Origin of the sequence: Vreelandella jeotgali Hwa (assembly GCF_000334215.1) — a bacterium.
Taxonomy (GTDB): domain Bacteria; phylum Pseudomonadota; class Gammaproteobacteria; order Pseudomonadales; family Halomonadaceae; genus Vreelandella; species Vreelandella jeotgali.
This window is the reverse complement of record NZ_AMQY01000011.1, coordinates 153,965-169,442: the sequence shown is the minus strand read 5'-3', so window position 1 is coordinate 169,442 and position 15,478 is coordinate 153,965. Positions and strand designations below refer to the sequence as shown.

Here is a 15,478-nt window from a genome sequence, read left to right as displayed (position 1 = left end):
CAATGAAACACGAGATTGTTGAAAAAAACGTTGGCCTGCTTGCCGTTTTGATTCTGGTCGTGATCAGTTTTGGCGGGCTGGCCGAGGTTGTGCCCCTCCTCTTCCAGGAACAGACCAACGAGCCGATCGAGGGGCTGGAGCCCCTCTCCGCCCTGGAGCTGGAGGGTCGCAACATCTACCGCCGGGAAGGCTGTGTGGGCTGTCACTCGCAGATGATCCGTCCGTTTCGCGCCGAAACGGAACGCTATGGCCACTATAGCGTAGCGGGTGAGCAGGTTTACGAGTTCAACTTCCTGTGGGGTTCAAAACGTACCGGCCCCGACCTGGCACGCGTAGGCGGACGCTACAGCGACGACTGGCATCGCGCCCACCTGTACAACCCGCGCGACGTGGTGCCCGAGTCGATCATGCCGGCCTACCCCTGGCTGTTTGAAAACACGCTCGACGGCGAGGACACCCCGGCCAAGATGCGCACGCTCCAGACGCTGGGCGTTCCGTATACCGACGAGCAAATCGACAACGCTACTGACGAGGTGAAAGGCACGCAGGAAATCACCGCGCTGATCGCCTATCTGCAGCAGCTGGGCACCGTGCTCAAGGACACGCGATAAGTTATGAGTTCGGGAGATTTTCAGGGCATCATCACGCTGATTCTGCTGATCGCTTTTCTGGGCATCATCGGATGGGCCTATTCCAGGCGACGCAAGCAGGGGTTTGACGAAGCGGCAAACCTGCCCTTTGCCAACGATGATGATGAGCTGCCCAACCGTGACAAACCTGCCGCGTCTCAGGACGCAGCACAGTCCCGACAAGACAAGGGAGATAAAAATACATGAGCAATCTATGGGGTGACTCCCTCTCCGGCTTCTGGAGTGCCTGGATCATTGTCATTTCGCTGGGCACCATCGGGATCAGCGCCTGGCTGCTGTTTTCCAACCGGCACACCGACAAGACCCCCGATGCCGACGGCAACGTGGAAACCACCGGCCATGCCGCCGACGGTATCGAGGAATACGATAACGCCCTGCCCAAGTGGTGGTTCCAGCTGTTTGTGGGCACGGTCGTCTTTGCTCTGGGCTACCTGGTGCTTTATCCGGGGCTGGGCAACTTCCAGGGGCTTCTCGGCTGGTCCCAGGAAAAGCAGTGGGAGCAGGAAGTCGCACAGGCAGAAGAGCGTTTTGCGCCGATCTTCGAGCAGTATCAGGAAATTCCCATTCCCGAGCTGGCGAAGGATCAGGAAGCCATGCAGGTGGCCGAGCGCATCTTCCTCAACAACTGCGCGGTCTGCCACGGCTCCAACGCCAGGGGCGGCTACGGCTTCCCCAACCTGACCGACAACGACTGGCTGTACGGCGGTGAGCCGCAAAATATCGTGACCACGCTCACCAACGGGCGTAACGGCCTGATGCCGTCCTGGCAGCAGCTGGGCGAGGACAACATCGAGAACCTGACGCAGTACGTGCTCTCGCTGTCCGGCGAGGATCACGACAGCGCCCGTGCCGACAAGGGCGAAAGCACCTTCATGTCGGTCTGCGCTGCCTGCCACGGCCCCGATGCGACCGGCAATACCTCGCTGGGCTCGGCCAACCTGACGGATAACATCTGGCTCTACAAAAAGCCCGAACAGTCTGTGGCCGACTCCATTCGCCAAACGCTGCACAACGGCCGTAACGGTCACATGCCGGCCCAGGCAACCTATATCGGCGAGGACAAGGTTCACCTGGTTGCCGCCTACGTTTACAGCCTGCGCTATGACAACCAGGAAGGCTGACGCCCTCGGGCGCCGGCTGCGGTAAACAGCAAGCGCAGGATCAAGGTGCGGCCGGGAGCCGCACCTTTTTTTACGCATAATCCGTTACACTGGGCGACAACTCGACAACGTATTCCACTTCGGTGCACCTTCAGGGTGCCGCCTTTCCCTCTGTCTTTCCGAGCTGCGATATCGCCATGGACAAAATTCCGAGCAAAGACGTCACACCGGATCCGGTAGGACACCACACACCGCCCGAAGGCTCTTCCGACAGCGCCATGTATTCCAAACGTCGCCACATTTACGTGCGCGAAATAAAGGGTTTTTTCCAGAAACTCCGGCGCGGCGCCAACTGGGCCCTGATGCTTACCTTCTTCCTGCTTCCATGGATCAATATCGGTGGCCGACCGGCGGTATGGTTTGACCTGCCCCACCGGGAATTTCATATCTTCGCGGCCACGTTCTACCCCCAGGAGTTTGTGCTGCTGTCGTGGCTGTTGATTATCTGCGCCTTCGGCCTGTTTTTTATCACGGTCTTTGCCGGGCGCGTCTGGTGCGGCTATACCTGTCCCCAGAGCGTCTGGACGTTTTTGTTCATCTGGATCGAGCACCGCATTGAAGGGCCGCGCAACCGCCGGATGAAGCTCGACAAGCAGTCGCTCAACGCCAACAAGCTCAAGCGCAAGACGGCCAAGCACATCGCCTGGCTGCTGATTGCGCTGGCGACCGGGATGACCTTTGTCGGTTACTTTGCCCCCGTGCGCCAGCTGGTCCCCGATCTGGCGACTCTGCAGGCCAGCGGCTGGGCGTTTTTCTGGGTCGGCTTCTTTTTCGTTTTCACCTACCTCAACGCCGGCTGGCTGCGCGAGCAGGTCTGCATTTACATGTGCCCCTACGCTCGCTTTCAGGGGGTCATGTTCGACCGCGATACCCTGATCGTGTCCTACGACGCCGACCGGGGCGAGCCGCGCGGCAAGCGCAAGAAGAAGCTCTCCCACGACGAGGTCAAGGAAGCCGGCTACGGCGACTGCATTGACTGCGACCTCTGTGTCCAGGTGTGCCCCACCGGCATCGATATTCGCGATGGCCTGCAGTACGAGTGCATTACCTGTGCGGCCTGCATTGACGCCTGCGACAGCGTCATGGACAAAATGGGCTATCCGCGTGGGCTCATCCGCTATACCACGGAAAACTCGCTGGAAGGCCGCAAGACCCACATCATGCGCCCGCGCCTGATCGGCTACTTTATCGCCCTGGCGATCATGATCGGCGCTTTTGCCTGGGCCGTGGGAGACCGCATGCCGCTGGACTTCGACGCCGAGCGTGAGCGCACGCAGCTGTATCAGATGACCAGCGACGGCCAGATCAGCAACGTCTACAGCCTGACGGTGCGCAACCTGGACAAGCGCGATCACACCTATCGACTCAGCGTCTCCGGGCTGCCCGGCCTGTCGATCGACCAGCAAAGCATCAGCGTGGCCGCCGGCGAGTCGCGTCAGTCCGTGGTAACGGTCACGGCGGATCCCGAAGTGGCTGACAAACCCAGCCATGACATCCTGCTGACGCTCGAAGCCAAAAAAGACGGCAGCATTCACCTTGAGCGCGATACGCGCTTTATCGGCAACCTGAGGTAATACACGATGGCATCCCCTTCCGGGTCGGACAGCGAACTCATCAAGCCGTGGTACAAGCAGTTCTGGCCGTGGTTTCTGATCAGCATCCTGCTGTCATCGGTCGCGTTTGGCGTCATGTATGCCATCTTTTCGGTTAAATACTACGACGGCGCGATCGCCGAGGATTACTACAAGCGCGGCAAGGCCATCAACATGGTGCTGGCCAAGCAGGACCGGGCCCGGGAGCTTGATCTCAGCGGCGATCTGCGCGTTGACGCCCTGACCAGCGACATCGTATTCGACCTGGAAGGCGAGCGCCGGCCCGACGCTCTGGAGCTCAAGCTGATTTTCCCCACGGAAAGCGATCACGACCAGACGTTCGAGCTGGAACACGTGCGTGAAGGCCGCTACGTCACCCAGGGGCCCGACAATCTGCAGTACCGCTGGTACCTGCAGCTGCAGCCCGTCGCCGACGATCCCGAATGGCGGCTGGTCGGAGAGGCCCGCTTTCCCACTGACGACACCATCAGACTGCATCCCGGAGGTCGTACGGAGAGCTGATGTCGACCCACGCATCCGCCGCGTGCTATCACTGCGGCGCCCCGGTGCCCGACAAGGCGCCCTGGTATATACAGCTCGACGATGAACAACACCCGCTGTGCTGCCCCGGCTGCGAGGCCGTGGCACACGCCATCGTGGAAGGCGGGCTGGAAAGCTATTACCGCTTTCGCACCGAGCTGCCGGAGCGCCCCGACACCCGCAAAACCGCCCGGGCGGATACCTGGGCGGTGTTTGACGACCCCGAACTTCAGGCGTCCTTTGTCCACCCGGATGCCGACGGCCGCGTGCACGCGACTCTGGCGGTCGAAGGCATTACCTGTGCCGCCTGCGCCTGGCTGATCGAACATCGGCTCAACGCCCTGAACGGCGTTGAAACCAGCGCGGTCAACCTGACCCACCACCGGGTACGCATCGGCTGGGACCCGCAGGCCGTCAAACTCTCGCGGCTGCTCGCGGAAATGGCCGCCATTGGCTATAGCGCCCAGCCCTACGAGCCGGACCGGGCGCAGAAACGCCTGGAACACGAAGAGCGCATGACGATCCGCCGGCTGATCGTTGCCGCCGTGGGCATGATGCAGGTGATGATGTTTTCCATCCCCATCTATTTCGCCGGGTCGGAGGGCATGTCCGCCAATTTCTACGCCCTGTTTCACTGGCTGTCGCTGGCCCTCGCCACCCCGGTGGTGCTGTTTTCCGCCCAGCCGTTCTTCCGCAATGCGCTGCGCGACCTCAGAACTCGAGTCCTGGGCATGGACGTACCGGTCTCGATTGCCATCGGCGGCGCCTGGCTGGCCAGCACCTGGTCGGTGATTACCGGCGAAGGCGAGGTGTATTTTGACTCGGTGGCCATGTTCACCTTTTTCCTGCTCTTCAGCCGCTACATCGAGGCCCGCGCACGCCGGCGAGACGGCCAGAGCGGCAACGCCGTGAGCAGCGTGCTGCCGACCTCGGCCACGCGCCTGGACGCCGACGACAGCGAACACATCGTGCCCGCCAACCGCCTGGCCGAGGGCGACCGGGTACTGATTCGGCCCGGCCAGGACGTACCCGCCGACGGCACCATCGAACAGGGCGAGTCCAGCCTCGATGAATCCATGCTCACCGGCGAATACCTCCCGGTCACCCGGGGTACCGGCCAGCGCGTGACCGGCGGCAGTCAGAACATGGAAAACCCGCTGGTGGTACGCGTGACGCATGCCGGCCGGAACGCACGCATCGCCGGCATTCTGGATCTCACCGACCGCGCTTTTGCCAGCCGCCCGCGGCTGGCGCAGATGGCGGCACGCATGGCGCACCTGTTCGTGGTGCGACTGCTGATGGTCGCCGCCGGTGTGGCCGTGGCCTGGTGGTTCATCGACCCGTCACGCATGCTCTGGATCGTGCTTTCCGTGCTGGTGGTCACCTGCCCCTGTGCGCTGGCACTGGCCACACCGGCAGCCCTGACCGCCGGTCACGGCCAGCTCAAGCGACGGGGCGTGCTGGTCACCCGAGCCGATGCGCTGGAAACCCTCGCGAATGCGACCCGGGTGATTTTTGACAAGACAGGCACCCTGACCCGCGGCGAAATGCAGCTCGCCGATACCCGCCCGCTGGACGCCAGGCTGTCGGCGTCGCAGGCTCGCGCTCTGGCCGCGGCGCTGGAGGCCCGCTCGGAACATCCCATCGCCCGCGCCTTCCGGCCTTACCGCGACGCAACGCTGGCGGCCAGCGAGATACACAACACCACCGGCCAGGGGCTGGAAGGCAACATACAGGGCGCGCACTGGCGGCTGGGCAAACCGGATTTTGCCAGCGCCGCGCCCACAGCAAGCCCTAGAAAAAGCTGCAATGAGACCTCGGCGGCCAAGGCGGCAAGCGATACGCCTGCGGCGCCCGACAGCGGGCAGTGGCTGCTGCTGACCGAAAACGGCCGGCCGCGCGCCTGGTTTCGCCTGCAGGACAGCGTTCGCAACGACGCTGCCACCACGGTTGCCGATCTCAAGGCGCGGGGGCTCGAGGTTGAGCTGCTCTCCGGCGATAACCGCGAGGCCGTGGGTGCGCTCGCTGCCGAGCTGGAGATTCCCGACTGGCGTGCCGGCCAGACGCCGGCGGACAAGCTGCAGCGCCTTCAGACACTGCAAGAGGCGGGCGAGCGCGTGGTCATGGTCGGCGACGGCATCAACGATGTGCCCGTGCTGGCCGGGGCCGATGTCGCCATCGCCATGAATGGCGCGACGGACCTGGCGCGCACCCGCGCCGACGCCGTGCTGCTGAGCCCGCGGCTTTCGCGCATTGCCGAAGCCGTAGAAATTGCCCGCGCCACGCGGCGTATCATGCGTCAGAACATGGCATGGTCGGTGTGCTACAACGTCGCCGCCCTGCCCCTGGCGGCCGCCGGTCTGGTACCGCCCTGGCTGGCCGCTATCGGCATGTCGGCCAGCTCGCTGGTTGTCGTCACCAATGCCTTGCGCCTGACGCGCTGGAAAACCCGGCCTGTTGTCCAGGCTCCTCTCACCTCTCCGGTGGCTCCATGATCATTTTATATTTATTGATTCCCATCTCGCTGCTGTTTTTGAGCATTGCCGTCTGGGCGTTTTTCTGGGCGGTGAAAAACAACCAGTTCGACGATCTGGAAGGCCCGGCCTACCGCATTCTGTTCGACGAGGATGAAAACGATCTGTCACCGGAAGAGCGCCAGCGCCGCCGGCAAAACGCCGAAGCGGCCCACCGCCGCCAACAGCAGGGGGTTGATCAGCCTCCCGGCGGGGGGACCAGAACCGACGTGGCAGACACCCCGGAGTCCAAGCCGGATACAGAGCACCCCCAACAGCAGCGAGACACACCATGAACCCGACCGGACTGGACCTGCCGCCCCTGCTGGCGGCCTTTGTTTTCGGCCTGATGGGCGGCGCCCACTGCATCGGCATGTGCGGCGGCATCATGAGCGCACTGACCTTTGCCGTGCCGCCCAGCATGCGCCAGCCGGCGCGGCTGTCGGGATTGCTGCTGGGCTATAACCTCGGGCGGATCAGCAGCTACATGATCGCCGGGGCGCTGGTCGCCGTACTCGGTACGGTGTTTTCCATGACGCCGGGGATGCGCATGGCGCTGCAGATCTTCGCTGCCGTCATGCTGATTCTCATGGCGCTCTACATTGCCGACTGGTGGAAGGGCCTGCTCAAGGTCGAGGCCGTGGGGCGCCGTTTCTGGCGCCATATCGAGCCGTTTGGCCGGCGCCTGATGCCCGTGGTCAAGGTTCCCCAGGCATTTGCCCTGGGCGCGGTCTGGGGCTGGCTGCCCTGCGGGCTGGTCTATTCCATGCTGGCCTGGAGCCTGGCCATGGCCGACCCGGCACGGGGCGCGCTGCTGATGGGGGCTTTCGGTCTGGGCACGCTCCCCGCTCTGCTGGCGACCGGGCTCGCGGCCCGAAAGCTCAGCGCGCTGATTCGCCACCCGGCAACCCGCACCGTTGCGGCACTCTGCATCATTGCATTCGCCCTGTGGCAGCTGTGGTCGATTTACCAGATGGCCGGCATGGACGATATGGCCATGCAGGGCACACATCATTGATGTAGCTCAACTCCTTCATCCCGGGGCGGTGCCAGGATAGCGCTGTTATTCTATCGTCTATCCTCACTGGAGTTTCTGCCATGGCTAGCGCTGCCCTTTCGTCTGCCGGTACCGCAGCGTTGCTTGCTGATCGGGATGAGGCATTGATGCGCCGCTATGCGAGCACTAGCCCGCGCTATACCTCGTATCCCGCCACGCCAACGTGGACGCCTGAATTCGGCGCCCGGGACTTTACCCGGGCGCTGGAACACAGCAACCATACCGACGGTCGCGGGCTGTCGCTTTACGTGCATATCCCGTTCTGCCGCAAAAGCTGCTTTTCCTGCGCCTGCAACCGTATCACCACCCAGGATACCCGGCGCGCTGAACCCTACCTCTCGCGGCTCGACCGTGAAATGGTACTCACCTCACGCCACCTGGAGAGCAACCGCCCCGTCGAGCAGCTATACTGGGGCGGCGGCACGCCGACGTTTCTGACGCTGAGCCAGATGGGCGATCTGATCGACCGGCTGGATGCGCGTTTCGGGCTGTCGTCGTCGCCGCAGCGCGATTACGCCATTGAAATCGACCCGCGAGAAGCCGACGTTTTTACCCTGCGCCACCTTCAGGTGCTGGGCTTCAACCGTATCAGTCTGGGCGTACAGGACCTGGACCTCGACGTCCAGCGCGCCATCAACCGGGTACAGCCGCGGATCATGACCGAAACCCTGATGGAAGAGGCCCATCGCCTGGGCTTTCGGTCGCTCAACCTGGACCTGACCTGCGGCCTGCCGCGTCAGACCGTTCAGAGCTTTGCCCATACGCTGGAGCAGGTCATCGAGCTGAACCCCGCTCGGCTCAGTATTACCGACTACGCCCATCAGCCGCAGCGCTTTGCCTCCCAGCGCCGCATCAACGCCGCCGAACTGCCCTCTGCCGAGGCTCGACTGACGATGTTGCGCGACGCCGCCGAGCGTCTCGACCAGGCCGGCTACGTCCGGGTGGGTATGGATCACTTCGCTCGCCCCGACGACAGCCTGGTTCAGGCCATGCACAACGGCACCCTCCAGCGTAACCCCCAGGGCTACGCCACCCACGCCGACTGCGACCTGCTCGGCCTGGGCGCTTCGGCCATATCGCACATCGGCAATGTCCAGGCGCAGAATCCCGTGCGGGTAAAAGACTATGCCCGTGCGCTGGACGCGGGGGAGCTGGCCATCGACCGGGGGATTCAGCTCACCCAGGACGACCTTGTCCGCCGGGAGGCCATCCAGCAGCTGATGTGCCATGCCCGGCTGGATCTCGCCGCGCTCGGCCAACGCTTCAACATTGATGCATCGCGCTATTTTGCCCTAGCGCTGAGCCGGCTTGACGCGGCCAAACGCGACGGGCTGGTGGAACAGTCGGGCGATATCATCAGCGTCATGCCCGTCGGGCGGCAGGTACTGAACCACCTTGCCGGCGCGTTCGACGCGCACCTTTAGCCGTAAAGCACTGCCGATGGCTTGTGAGTACCCCGTAATTGCTCGCATAATGACCCCGTGACCTACTTCACGGAGGAATCCATGCCGGATCATCTCAGCCGTCGGCGCCCATCGCTACACGAAGCACGCTGCCAGACGTGCAGCTTGAGTTCGCTATGCCTGCCGCTTGCCCTCGAGCTGGAGGACATGGATCATTTCGACGCCATCATCCGCCGGCGCGCCCCGCTGAAGAAAGGCGAGCCGCTGTTTCGTCAGGATGAAACCTTCACCAGTGTCTTTGCCGTGCGCTCGGGCAGCCTCAAGCAGGTAACCACCGAAGGCAGCGGTAACGACCAGCTGACCAACTTCTACCTGCCCAGCGAGCTGGTGGGGCTCGACGGTATCGACGAGGAACATTATCCCGGCAGCGTGATTGCGCTCGAAACCACCACCGTGTGCGAAATTCCCTTCGATCGGCTGGATATGCTGGCGGAAGAACTGCCCGACCTGCGGAGCCAGCTGTTTCGCAGCATGAGCAAGGAGATGCGCGACGATCGACGCATGATGCGCCTGCTGTCGCGGAAAACCGCCGACCAGCGCATGGCCAGCTTTCTGATTACGCTGTCCGATCGTTTCCGCCGCCGAGGCTATTCGCCCTTCAGTTTCCGGCTTTCCATGTCTCGAGCCGATATCGGCAACTACCTGGGGCTCGCCGTGGAAACCGTCAGCCGGATATTAAGCCGCTTTCAGAACCAGGACGTGGTCGCGGTGTCCGGGCGGGAAGTCAACATCCTGGGGATGCAGCGTCTCGTCGCCCTGGCCGAGGAAGAAACCCCGGAAGTGGCATCTTCGTAAAGAAGTGGCGTCTTCGTAAACACGCCCTTCAGGCGCCACGTTATTCATATCCCACTATCTTTACTGCCTGCGCCGTTCGTGAGTCATTTCATTCATGAACCACGCCATGGGTGGATGGCGGCCTGATACGCCTCTGCCAGATTTAATGGCCGGCCTGACGCCTTCAGCCGACGTTGAGCGCCTGAATACGGCCGGCAAGCGCGCTTTCCTGCTGCTCTTCCAGCCCCTCGAAGGCAAACAGCTGACGGTCGGCGAGCTGCGACGGCGCCACGTTGGTCACGGCCTTGAACATGCTTTCCAGCCGCCCCGGGTGCTGCCTGTCCCATTCATCGAGCATGGCCTTGACGTTCTGGCGCTGCATGTTGGGCTGCGAGCCGCAGAGGTTGCAGGGAATAATCGGAAAGTCCATTCGCCGGGAAAATTCGGCAATATCGGCTTCCTTGCAATAGGCCAGCGGGCGGATGATGATATTTTTGGCGTCATCGGAAAGCAGCTTGGGCGGCATCGCCTTCAGCGTCCCGCCGAAAAACATGTTCAGAAATAGCGTTTCCAGAATGTCCTCGCGGTGATGGCCCAGGGCGATTTTGGTCGCGCCAATCTCTTCCGCAAAGCCGTAAAGGGAGCCCCGGCGAAGCCGCGAGCACAGCGCGCAGGTGGTTTTGCCCTCGGGGGTTTTCTCCTTGACCACCGAGTAGGTATCGCGTTCGAGAATGTGGTAATCCACGCCCTGCGCCGTCAGGTAGTCGGGCAACACATGCTCGGGGAAGCCGGGCTGCTTCTGGTCGAGGTTCACCGCCACCAGCGAAAACCGTATCGGGGCGCTGCGCTGCAGGCTGCGGAGCATTTCCAGCATGGTATAGCTGTCCTTGCCTCCGGACAGGCACACCATCACCTTGTCGCCCTCCTCGATCATGCGGTAATCAATGATGGCGTTGCCGGTTTGACGCCGCAAACGCTTTTGCAGCTTGTTGAAGGCGCGCTTTTGCTCGGTCTCCGTGGTGGCCGAATCGGCGTCGGCGGCAGGGGAAGACGGCGCATGGGCGGCGGGTTCAAAGGCTTGAACGGTATCGGAATGCAGCATGAAAGGTCGGCGTCATCAGTCGGAAAAGGCGATGGTCACTAGGCTGCCATGACAGCATGGCAGGCCGGTATTGTAACAACAGCCGGCGCGTCTCCACCAACCTTTATCGCTGCAAGCCAGCAGAGCCGTCGAGAACCGGAAAATCCGGGCCGACCCACAGCATCAGGCATATTCAAGATGGTAACGGTGCGACAGACGCTGCTTGAGATCCTTGACGATATGCAGGGCCTCGCGCAGTAGGTCTCGCTCCAGAGACGACAGGGCCTGCACGACCACGCGATCCCGGCTGTCCTCCGCCGTGGTGGCTTCCAGCTGGCGCTTGAGCCGAAGTTCGGTGAACAGCGCCAGCGCTTCGCCCACGTCGTCGGCGAACCCGCGTTTGAGACGGCCGTCTTCCACCAGCGCATCCAGGCGATCAAAGGTCGACGTCGCGGTGATGCGACGCTCGAGCGCCATGGTGCGTACGCCGTGGACAATGGGAAAGATCCCGCCCTTCTTGATATCGATACCGTGCTGGGGCTTTTTCAGCGAGCCGAACAGTGTCAGCGGCGTCGAAAAGCGCAGCGCCGCCCGGGCAAAGTCGGCCAGCAGCAGATCATCGCTGGCGCAGTGGTCGAACAGAGTCTGGCGCACGCGCTCAAGCAGCGTGGGATTACCCGCGACCACGTGGGCATCGAGCATGATCGCGAGCTTCATCAGGCTATCGCCGTCCTGGGCCGCGACCCAGCGCTGGATACGCGCCTGCCACTGGCTGACGCTGCCTACCCACTCCGGGTTGGAGACCATGATATTCCCCGGACAGGGCGGATACCCCAGCCTGACCAGCGTATCGGTCAGCTGCTGCATGGTCGTGCTCATGTCCGGCCATTCCAGCGTATCCTCGAGTATGACGCCGTTATCCTGGTCGGTTTTGAGAATCTGCTCGCCGCGCCCTTCGCTGCCCATGACCATCAGGCAGCTCTCGCCGTGATAGCGGGCGTCTACACAGAATTCCCAGGCCTTGTGGATGATACGGCCGTTGAGCGCCGCCAGAAGCTCCATGGCAAAGCGCAGCTTGACGCCCTGCGCCATCAGCGCACTCACCAGCTCAGGCGTGCGGTGGCTGGCATCGGCCAGCGTTTCCAGGTCGTCTGCCTGTTCGACCTGGAGGCTGACCACGTAACTGCGGCTGGAAAAATAGCTCAGCACATCGGTCAGCTCGACCACGCCCGCCAGCCGGGAACCGTCCATGACCACCACACGCGAGACCTTGTGCCGCGTCATCAATACCAGCGCCTCGAACAGGTACTGGCCGGGAGAGACGGTCACCAGTTGATAGCGGGCGATGTCGCCAATCGGGCTTTGCTGATCCAGCTGCTGAATGACCAGTGCATTGAGCAGGTCGGTCTTGGTCACCATGCCCAGGGCCTGCTCATCGCCGACCAGCAGGCTATCGTCATGGCTGGCGTTGAGCTGGCGAACTGCGTCGGCAATGTCGGCATCGGCCCGGGTGCGCTGCGGCGCGCGCATGCACTCGCTCACCTGCGCCAGCATAAAGCCGGCCATGGTCACCCCGCCTTCGGTGCGTTTCTCCATCAGGCGGTGCGCCTTGTTGGCCAGCGTCTGGCGGAAAAAGTCATCGAACTCGGGGCAGGCCTGGCACAGCTGCCGGAAAAGCGCCCGGGGCAACCGGTAGCAGAGGCAATCCTGCTCGGCGATAAAGCGATAGCGGCTGTGGCCGTTGATCATGCTGATGGCACCAAACAGATCCCCAACGGTGTAAAGCCCGATACGCGCCGTGGCGGCCGGCAGGGTCGGGTCCACTTCGGCCACCTCTCCCTGCTGGATCAGAAACAGGTAGCTGCCTGTCTCACCAGTATCCAGAATGATATCGCCGCTCTCGAAATGCGCCGCTTCCAGACCCTGTCGGGCACGCTCCAGGCCGGATGCGTCCAGTAACGAAAAAGGCGGGTGGGACAAGTCGACTTCGACCATGGGGACCTCGGCAAGTTGGCGTTGTTGTTTGATATTGCTGTTTGGCATTGCTGCATTGCAAAGTATCGGCGCCACCGGCCGTGTCGACATCTATACTATCGTCAAAAAAGTGCTCCTTATCCGTCATAAGGTGCTCGTCGTCGCATCATTGCCGCAGGGGACCTCTCCCCGTCACTTCGGGCATGGCCAACCACGATAGCCCCGTGGAGTCGACGTAACCCCGGCCTGACGCGGCTGATACCTTGGTTTCAATACTAAAGTCTTGATTTATTTTTGGTTTTTTTTAGCCAATATGAAAAACGTCATGTAGGGCCATCGTGCCAGAGCAATTCAACGCAAAGCTGCTTGCCTAGTGAACGGCCGCATGATGCTTAATGTTTCACTGATGCAGTCTCCTAACCTTATAAACACAAGCGGAGAGCAACGCTATGGCAGATGATACTTCCAACGCTGCTGAATACTGGAAATCCAACGTGCGGACCATACTCGGGTGCCTGGTGGTCTGGGCATTCGTGTCGTATGGCTGTGCCATGCTGTTTCGCCCGCTGCTGGCGGGAATCCCCGTGGGCGGTACGGACCTCGGTTTCTGGTTTGCCCAACAGGGCTCCATTCTGACCTTCATCGCGCTGACTTTCTTCTATGCCTGGAAGATGAACCAGCTCGACGCCAAATACAGCCTCGGGGAGTAAGTCAGTATGGATCAGTTCATCATCAACCTGCTTTTTGTCGGCGCATCCTTTGCGCTGTACATCGGTATTGCCGTCTGGGCGCGCGCCGGTTCCACCAAGGACTTTTACGTCGCGGGCGGCGGGGTACACCCCATCACCAACGGTATGGCCACGGCGGCGGACTGGATGTCGGCGGCCTCGTTTATTTCCATGGCGGGTCTGCTGGCGGCCGGCGGCTATGCCAACTCGACCTACCTGATGGGCTGGACCGGTGGCTACGTGCTGCTGGCCATGCTGCTGGCCCCCTACCTGCGCAAATTCGGCAAGTTCACCGTGCCGGCCTTTATCGGCGATCGTTTCTATAGCGATACGGCGCGCCTGATTGCCGTTGTCTGCCTGATCGTCGCCTCGGTGACCTACGTCATCGGCCAGATGACCGGTGCCGGCGTGGCCTTTTCGCGCTTTCTGGAAGTCTCCAATACGGCCGGCATCTGGATTGCCGCGCTGATTGTCTTCCTCTACGCGGTCTTTGGCGGCATGAAAGGCATCACCTATACCCAGGTGGCGCAGTACATCGTACTGATCATTGCCTACACCATCCCGGCCATCTTCATCGCCATGCACCTGACCGGTAACCCGATCCCCATGTTCGGCATGTTCAGCACTCACACCGAATCCGGCGTGCCGCTGCTCGACAAGCTGGACCAGGTGGTGACCGCGCTGGGCTTTGGCGCCTACACCGGTGGCGTGGACAACAAGCTCAACATGGTGCTGTTTACCCTGTCGCTGATGGTGGGTACCGCCGGTCTCCCGCACGTTATCATCCGCTTTTTCACCGTTCCCAAGGTTGCTGACGCACGCTGGTCAGCCGGCTGGGCGCTGGTGTTTATCGCGCTGCTGTACGTGACGGCACCGGCCGTGGGTTCCATGGCGCGCCTCAATCTGCTGACCACTGTCTATCCCGACATGGCCACCCAGACCGAGAATTACGACAAGGCGGCGCAGAACCCCATCCGCTATGAAGATCGTCCCGGCTGGATTCGTTCCTGGGAGCACACCGGCCTGATCCAGTTCGAGGACAAGAACGGCGACGACCGTATCCAGATGTACAACGACGACAGCGCTGCCTTTGCCGACACGGCCGAAAAACGCGGTTGGGAAGGTAACGAACTGTCCGTCAACAATGACATCCTGGTACTGGCCAACCCCGAGATTGCCAACCTGCCGCCCTGGGTGATCGGCCTGATCGCCGCCGGCGGTGTGGCCGCTGCCCTCTCGACTGCTGCCGGTTTGCTGCTGGCCATCTCGTCGGCGGTCAGTCACGACCTGATCAAGAACACGATCAACCCGAATATTACCGAAAAAGGCGAAATGCTGGCAGCCCGCATATCGATGGCCTTTGCCATTCTGCTGGCGACTTATCTGGGGCTTAATCCGCCCGGGTTTGCCGCGCAGACCGTGGCGCTGGCCTTCGGTATCGCCGGTGCCTCGCTGTTCCCGGTACTGATGATGGGTATCTTCTCCAAGCGCATCAACAACCGCGGCGCTGTGGCGGGCATGCTGGTCGGTCTGCTGACCACGCTGCTGTATATCTTCACCTACCTGGGCTGGTTCTTCATCCCCGGCACCAACATGCTGGCCAATACGCCGGAAAACTGGCTATTCGGCATTTCTCCGCAGTCCTTTGGTGCTCTCGGCGCGATGCTCAACTTTGCGGTTGCCTTCACGGTAGCCAACGCGACTGCCGAGCCGCCGCAGGAAATCCAGGAGCTGGTGGAAAGCGTTCGCTACCCGAAAGGGGCCGGCAACGCACCGCACAGCAACGCGGCACTGAATCACTGATTCAAAATGGCTCGACGCTGACATTCATCCACTCAGACCAGGCGGGCTTCCAGACGGGAGCCCGCCTTCTTTCCGTCAGCTTTTTCCGTCAGCTTTCTGTTTCCAGAACGTCTGCGTTTCTATAACCTTTCCCTGCGTCAGTT

Annotated in this window: 14 protein-coding genes; 12 read left to right on the top strand and 2 right to left on the bottom strand. The window is 62.0% G+C overall.

Going from position 1 to position 15,478, the window contains the following annotated elements; translation table 11 throughout:
• Window positions 1-2: 2 nt before the first annotated feature.
• The 10 genes from ccoO (at window position 3) to fnr (ending at window position 9,770) form a co-directional block, all read left to right on the top strand.
• On the top strand, window positions 3-611 hold the full coding sequence (gene ccoO, locus C793_RS0104045) for a cytochrome-c oxidase, cbb3-type subunit II (RefSeq protein ID WP_017429676.1): 609 nt from the start codon (window positions 3-5) through the stop codon (window positions 609-611).
• Window positions 612-614: 3 nt separating this feature from the next.
• Entirely contained in the window at window positions 615-836 is a 222-nt protein-coding gene (locus C793_RS0104040; RefSeq protein ID WP_017429675.1) for a CcoQ/FixQ family Cbb3-type cytochrome c oxidase assembly chaperone, read from the top strand.
• Window positions 833-1,771, top strand: coding sequence for a cytochrome-c oxidase, cbb3-type subunit III (gene ccoP / locus C793_RS0104035; RefSeq protein WP_017429674.1), 939 nt, complete (start codon window positions 833-835; stop codon window positions 1,769-1,771). The genes C793_RS0104040 and ccoP overlap by 4 nt, the downstream gene beginning before the upstream one ends.
• A gap of 176 nt (window positions 1,772-1,947) precedes the next feature.
• Window positions 1,948-3,384 (top strand): cytochrome c oxidase accessory protein CcoG, encoded by a 1,437-nt coding sequence (gene ccoG, locus C793_RS0104030; protein ID WP_026106096.1) that lies wholly within the window; start codon window positions 1,948-1,950, stop codon window positions 3,382-3,384.
• 6 nt (window positions 3,385-3,390) lie between these two features.
• Window positions 3,391-3,924 carry a FixH family protein gene (locus C793_RS0104025; protein ID WP_017429672.1) on the top strand — a complete coding sequence of 178 codons (534 nt, stop codon included), beginning with the start codon at window positions 3,391-3,393 and terminating at the stop codon, window positions 3,922-3,924.
• Window positions 3,924-6,437: a heavy metal translocating P-type ATPase gene (locus C793_RS0104020; protein ID WP_017429671.1), complete on the top strand. Its 2,514-nt coding sequence runs from the start codon at window positions 3,924-3,926 to the stop codon at window positions 6,435-6,437. Before C793_RS0104025 ends, C793_RS0104020 begins: the two co-directional genes overlap by 1 nt.
• Window positions 6,434-6,751, top strand: coding sequence for a cbb3-type cytochrome oxidase assembly protein CcoS (gene ccoS / locus C793_RS14860; protein ID WP_017429670.1), 318 nt, complete (start codon window positions 6,434-6,436; stop codon window positions 6,749-6,751). The genes C793_RS0104020 and ccoS overlap by 4 nt, the downstream gene beginning before the upstream one ends.
• Complete coding sequence (locus C793_RS0104010) at window positions 6,748-7,473, top strand: sulfite exporter TauE/SafE family protein (protein ID WP_017429669.1); 726 nt, start codon at window positions 6,748-6,750, stop codon at window positions 7,471-7,473. Before ccoS ends, C793_RS0104010 begins: the two co-directional genes overlap by 4 nt.
• 80 nt (window positions 7,474-7,553) lie before the next feature.
• Window positions 7,554-8,936, top strand: a complete 1,383-nt coding sequence (hemN, locus tag C793_RS0104005; protein WP_040475311.1) for an oxygen-independent coproporphyrinogen III oxidase — start codon at window positions 7,554-7,556, stop codon at window positions 8,934-8,936.
• A gap of 81 nt (window positions 8,937-9,017) precedes the next feature.
• Window positions 9,018-9,770, top strand: coding sequence for a fumarate/nitrate reduction transcriptional regulator Fnr (gene fnr / locus C793_RS0104000; RefSeq protein WP_017429667.1), 753 nt, complete (start codon window positions 9,018-9,020; stop codon window positions 9,768-9,770).
• Between the two features lie 163 nt (window positions 9,771-9,933).
• On the opposite strand, the gene ttcA is transcribed toward fnr, so the two are convergent.
• On the bottom strand, window positions 9,934-10,851 hold the full coding sequence (gene ttcA / locus C793_RS0103995) for a tRNA 2-thiocytidine(32) synthetase TtcA (RefSeq protein ID WP_017429666.1): 918 nt from the start codon (window positions 10,849-10,851) through the stop codon (window positions 9,934-9,936).
• A 162-nt stretch (window positions 10,852-11,013) separates the two neighbouring features.
• On the bottom strand, window positions 11,014-12,825 hold the full coding sequence (locus tag C793_RS0103990; RefSeq protein ID WP_017429665.1) for a putative nucleotidyltransferase substrate binding domain-containing protein: 1,812 nt from the start codon (window positions 12,823-12,825) through the stop codon (window positions 11,014-11,016).
• A 428-nt stretch (window positions 12,826-13,253) separates the two neighbouring features.
• Between C793_RS0103990 and C793_RS0103985 the strand changes: the two genes are divergently transcribed.
• Together C793_RS0103985 and C793_RS0103980 are read left to right on the top strand one after the other, a co-directional pair.
• Window positions 13,254-13,514 carry a DUF4212 domain-containing protein gene (locus tag C793_RS0103985; RefSeq protein ID WP_017429664.1) on the top strand — a complete coding sequence of 87 codons (261 nt, stop codon included), beginning with the start codon at window positions 13,254-13,256 and terminating at the stop codon, window positions 13,512-13,514.
• 6 nt (window positions 13,515-13,520) lie between these two features.
• Window positions 13,521-15,335 carry a sodium:solute symporter family protein gene (locus C793_RS0103980; protein WP_017429663.1) on the top strand — a complete coding sequence of 605 codons (1,815 nt, stop codon included), beginning with the start codon at window positions 13,521-13,523 and terminating at the stop codon, window positions 15,333-15,335.
• The last annotated feature ends 143 nt before the right edge of the window (window positions 15,336-15,478 follow it).

Bases quoted from the DNA above. Each gene is read 5' to 3' on its own strand.
- ccoO (WP_017429676.1), top strand. From the start codon at position 3: ATGAAACACGAGATTGTTGAAAAAAACGTTGGCCTGCTTGCCGTTTTG.
- C793_RS0104040 (WP_017429675.1), top strand. From the start codon at position 615: ATGAGTTCGGGAGATTTTCAGGGCATCATCACGCTGATTCTGCTGATC.
- ccoP (WP_017429674.1), top strand. From the start codon at position 833: ATGAGCAATCTATGGGGTGACTCCCTCTCCGGCTTCTGGAGTGCCTGG.
- ccoG (WP_026106096.1), top strand. From the start codon at position 1,948: ATGGACAAAATTCCGAGCAAAGACGTCACACCGGATCCGGTAGGACAC.
- C793_RS0104025 (WP_017429672.1), top strand. From the start codon at position 3,391: ATGGCATCCCCTTCCGGGTCGGACAGCGAACTCATCAAGCCGTGGTAC.
- C793_RS0104020 (WP_017429671.1), top strand. From the start codon at position 3,924: ATGTCGACCCACGCATCCGCCGCGTGCTATCACTGCGGCGCCCCGGTG.
- ccoS (WP_017429670.1), top strand. From the start codon at position 6,434: ATGATCATTTTATATTTATTGATTCCCATCTCGCTGCTGTTTTTGAGC.
- C793_RS0104010 (WP_017429669.1), top strand. From the start codon at position 6,748: ATGAACCCGACCGGACTGGACCTGCCGCCCCTGCTGGCGGCCTTTGTT.
- hemN (WP_040475311.1), top strand. From the start codon at position 7,554: ATGGCTAGCGCTGCCCTTTCGTCTGCCGGTACCGCAGCGTTGCTTGCT.
- fnr (WP_017429667.1), top strand. From the start codon at position 9,018: ATGCCGGATCATCTCAGCCGTCGGCGCCCATCGCTACACGAAGCACGC.
- ttcA (WP_017429666.1), bottom strand. From the start codon at position 10,851: ATGCTGCATTCCGATACCGTTCAAGCCTTTGAACCCGCCGCCCATGCG.
- C793_RS0103990 (WP_017429665.1), bottom strand. From the start codon at position 12,825: ATGGTCGAAGTCGACTTGTCCCACCCGCCTTTTTCGTTACTGGACGCA.
- C793_RS0103985 (WP_017429664.1), top strand. From the start codon at position 13,254: ATGGCAGATGATACTTCCAACGCTGCTGAATACTGGAAATCCAACGTG.
- C793_RS0103980 (WP_017429663.1), top strand. From the start codon at position 13,521: ATGGATCAGTTCATCATCAACCTGCTTTTTGTCGGCGCATCCTTTGCG.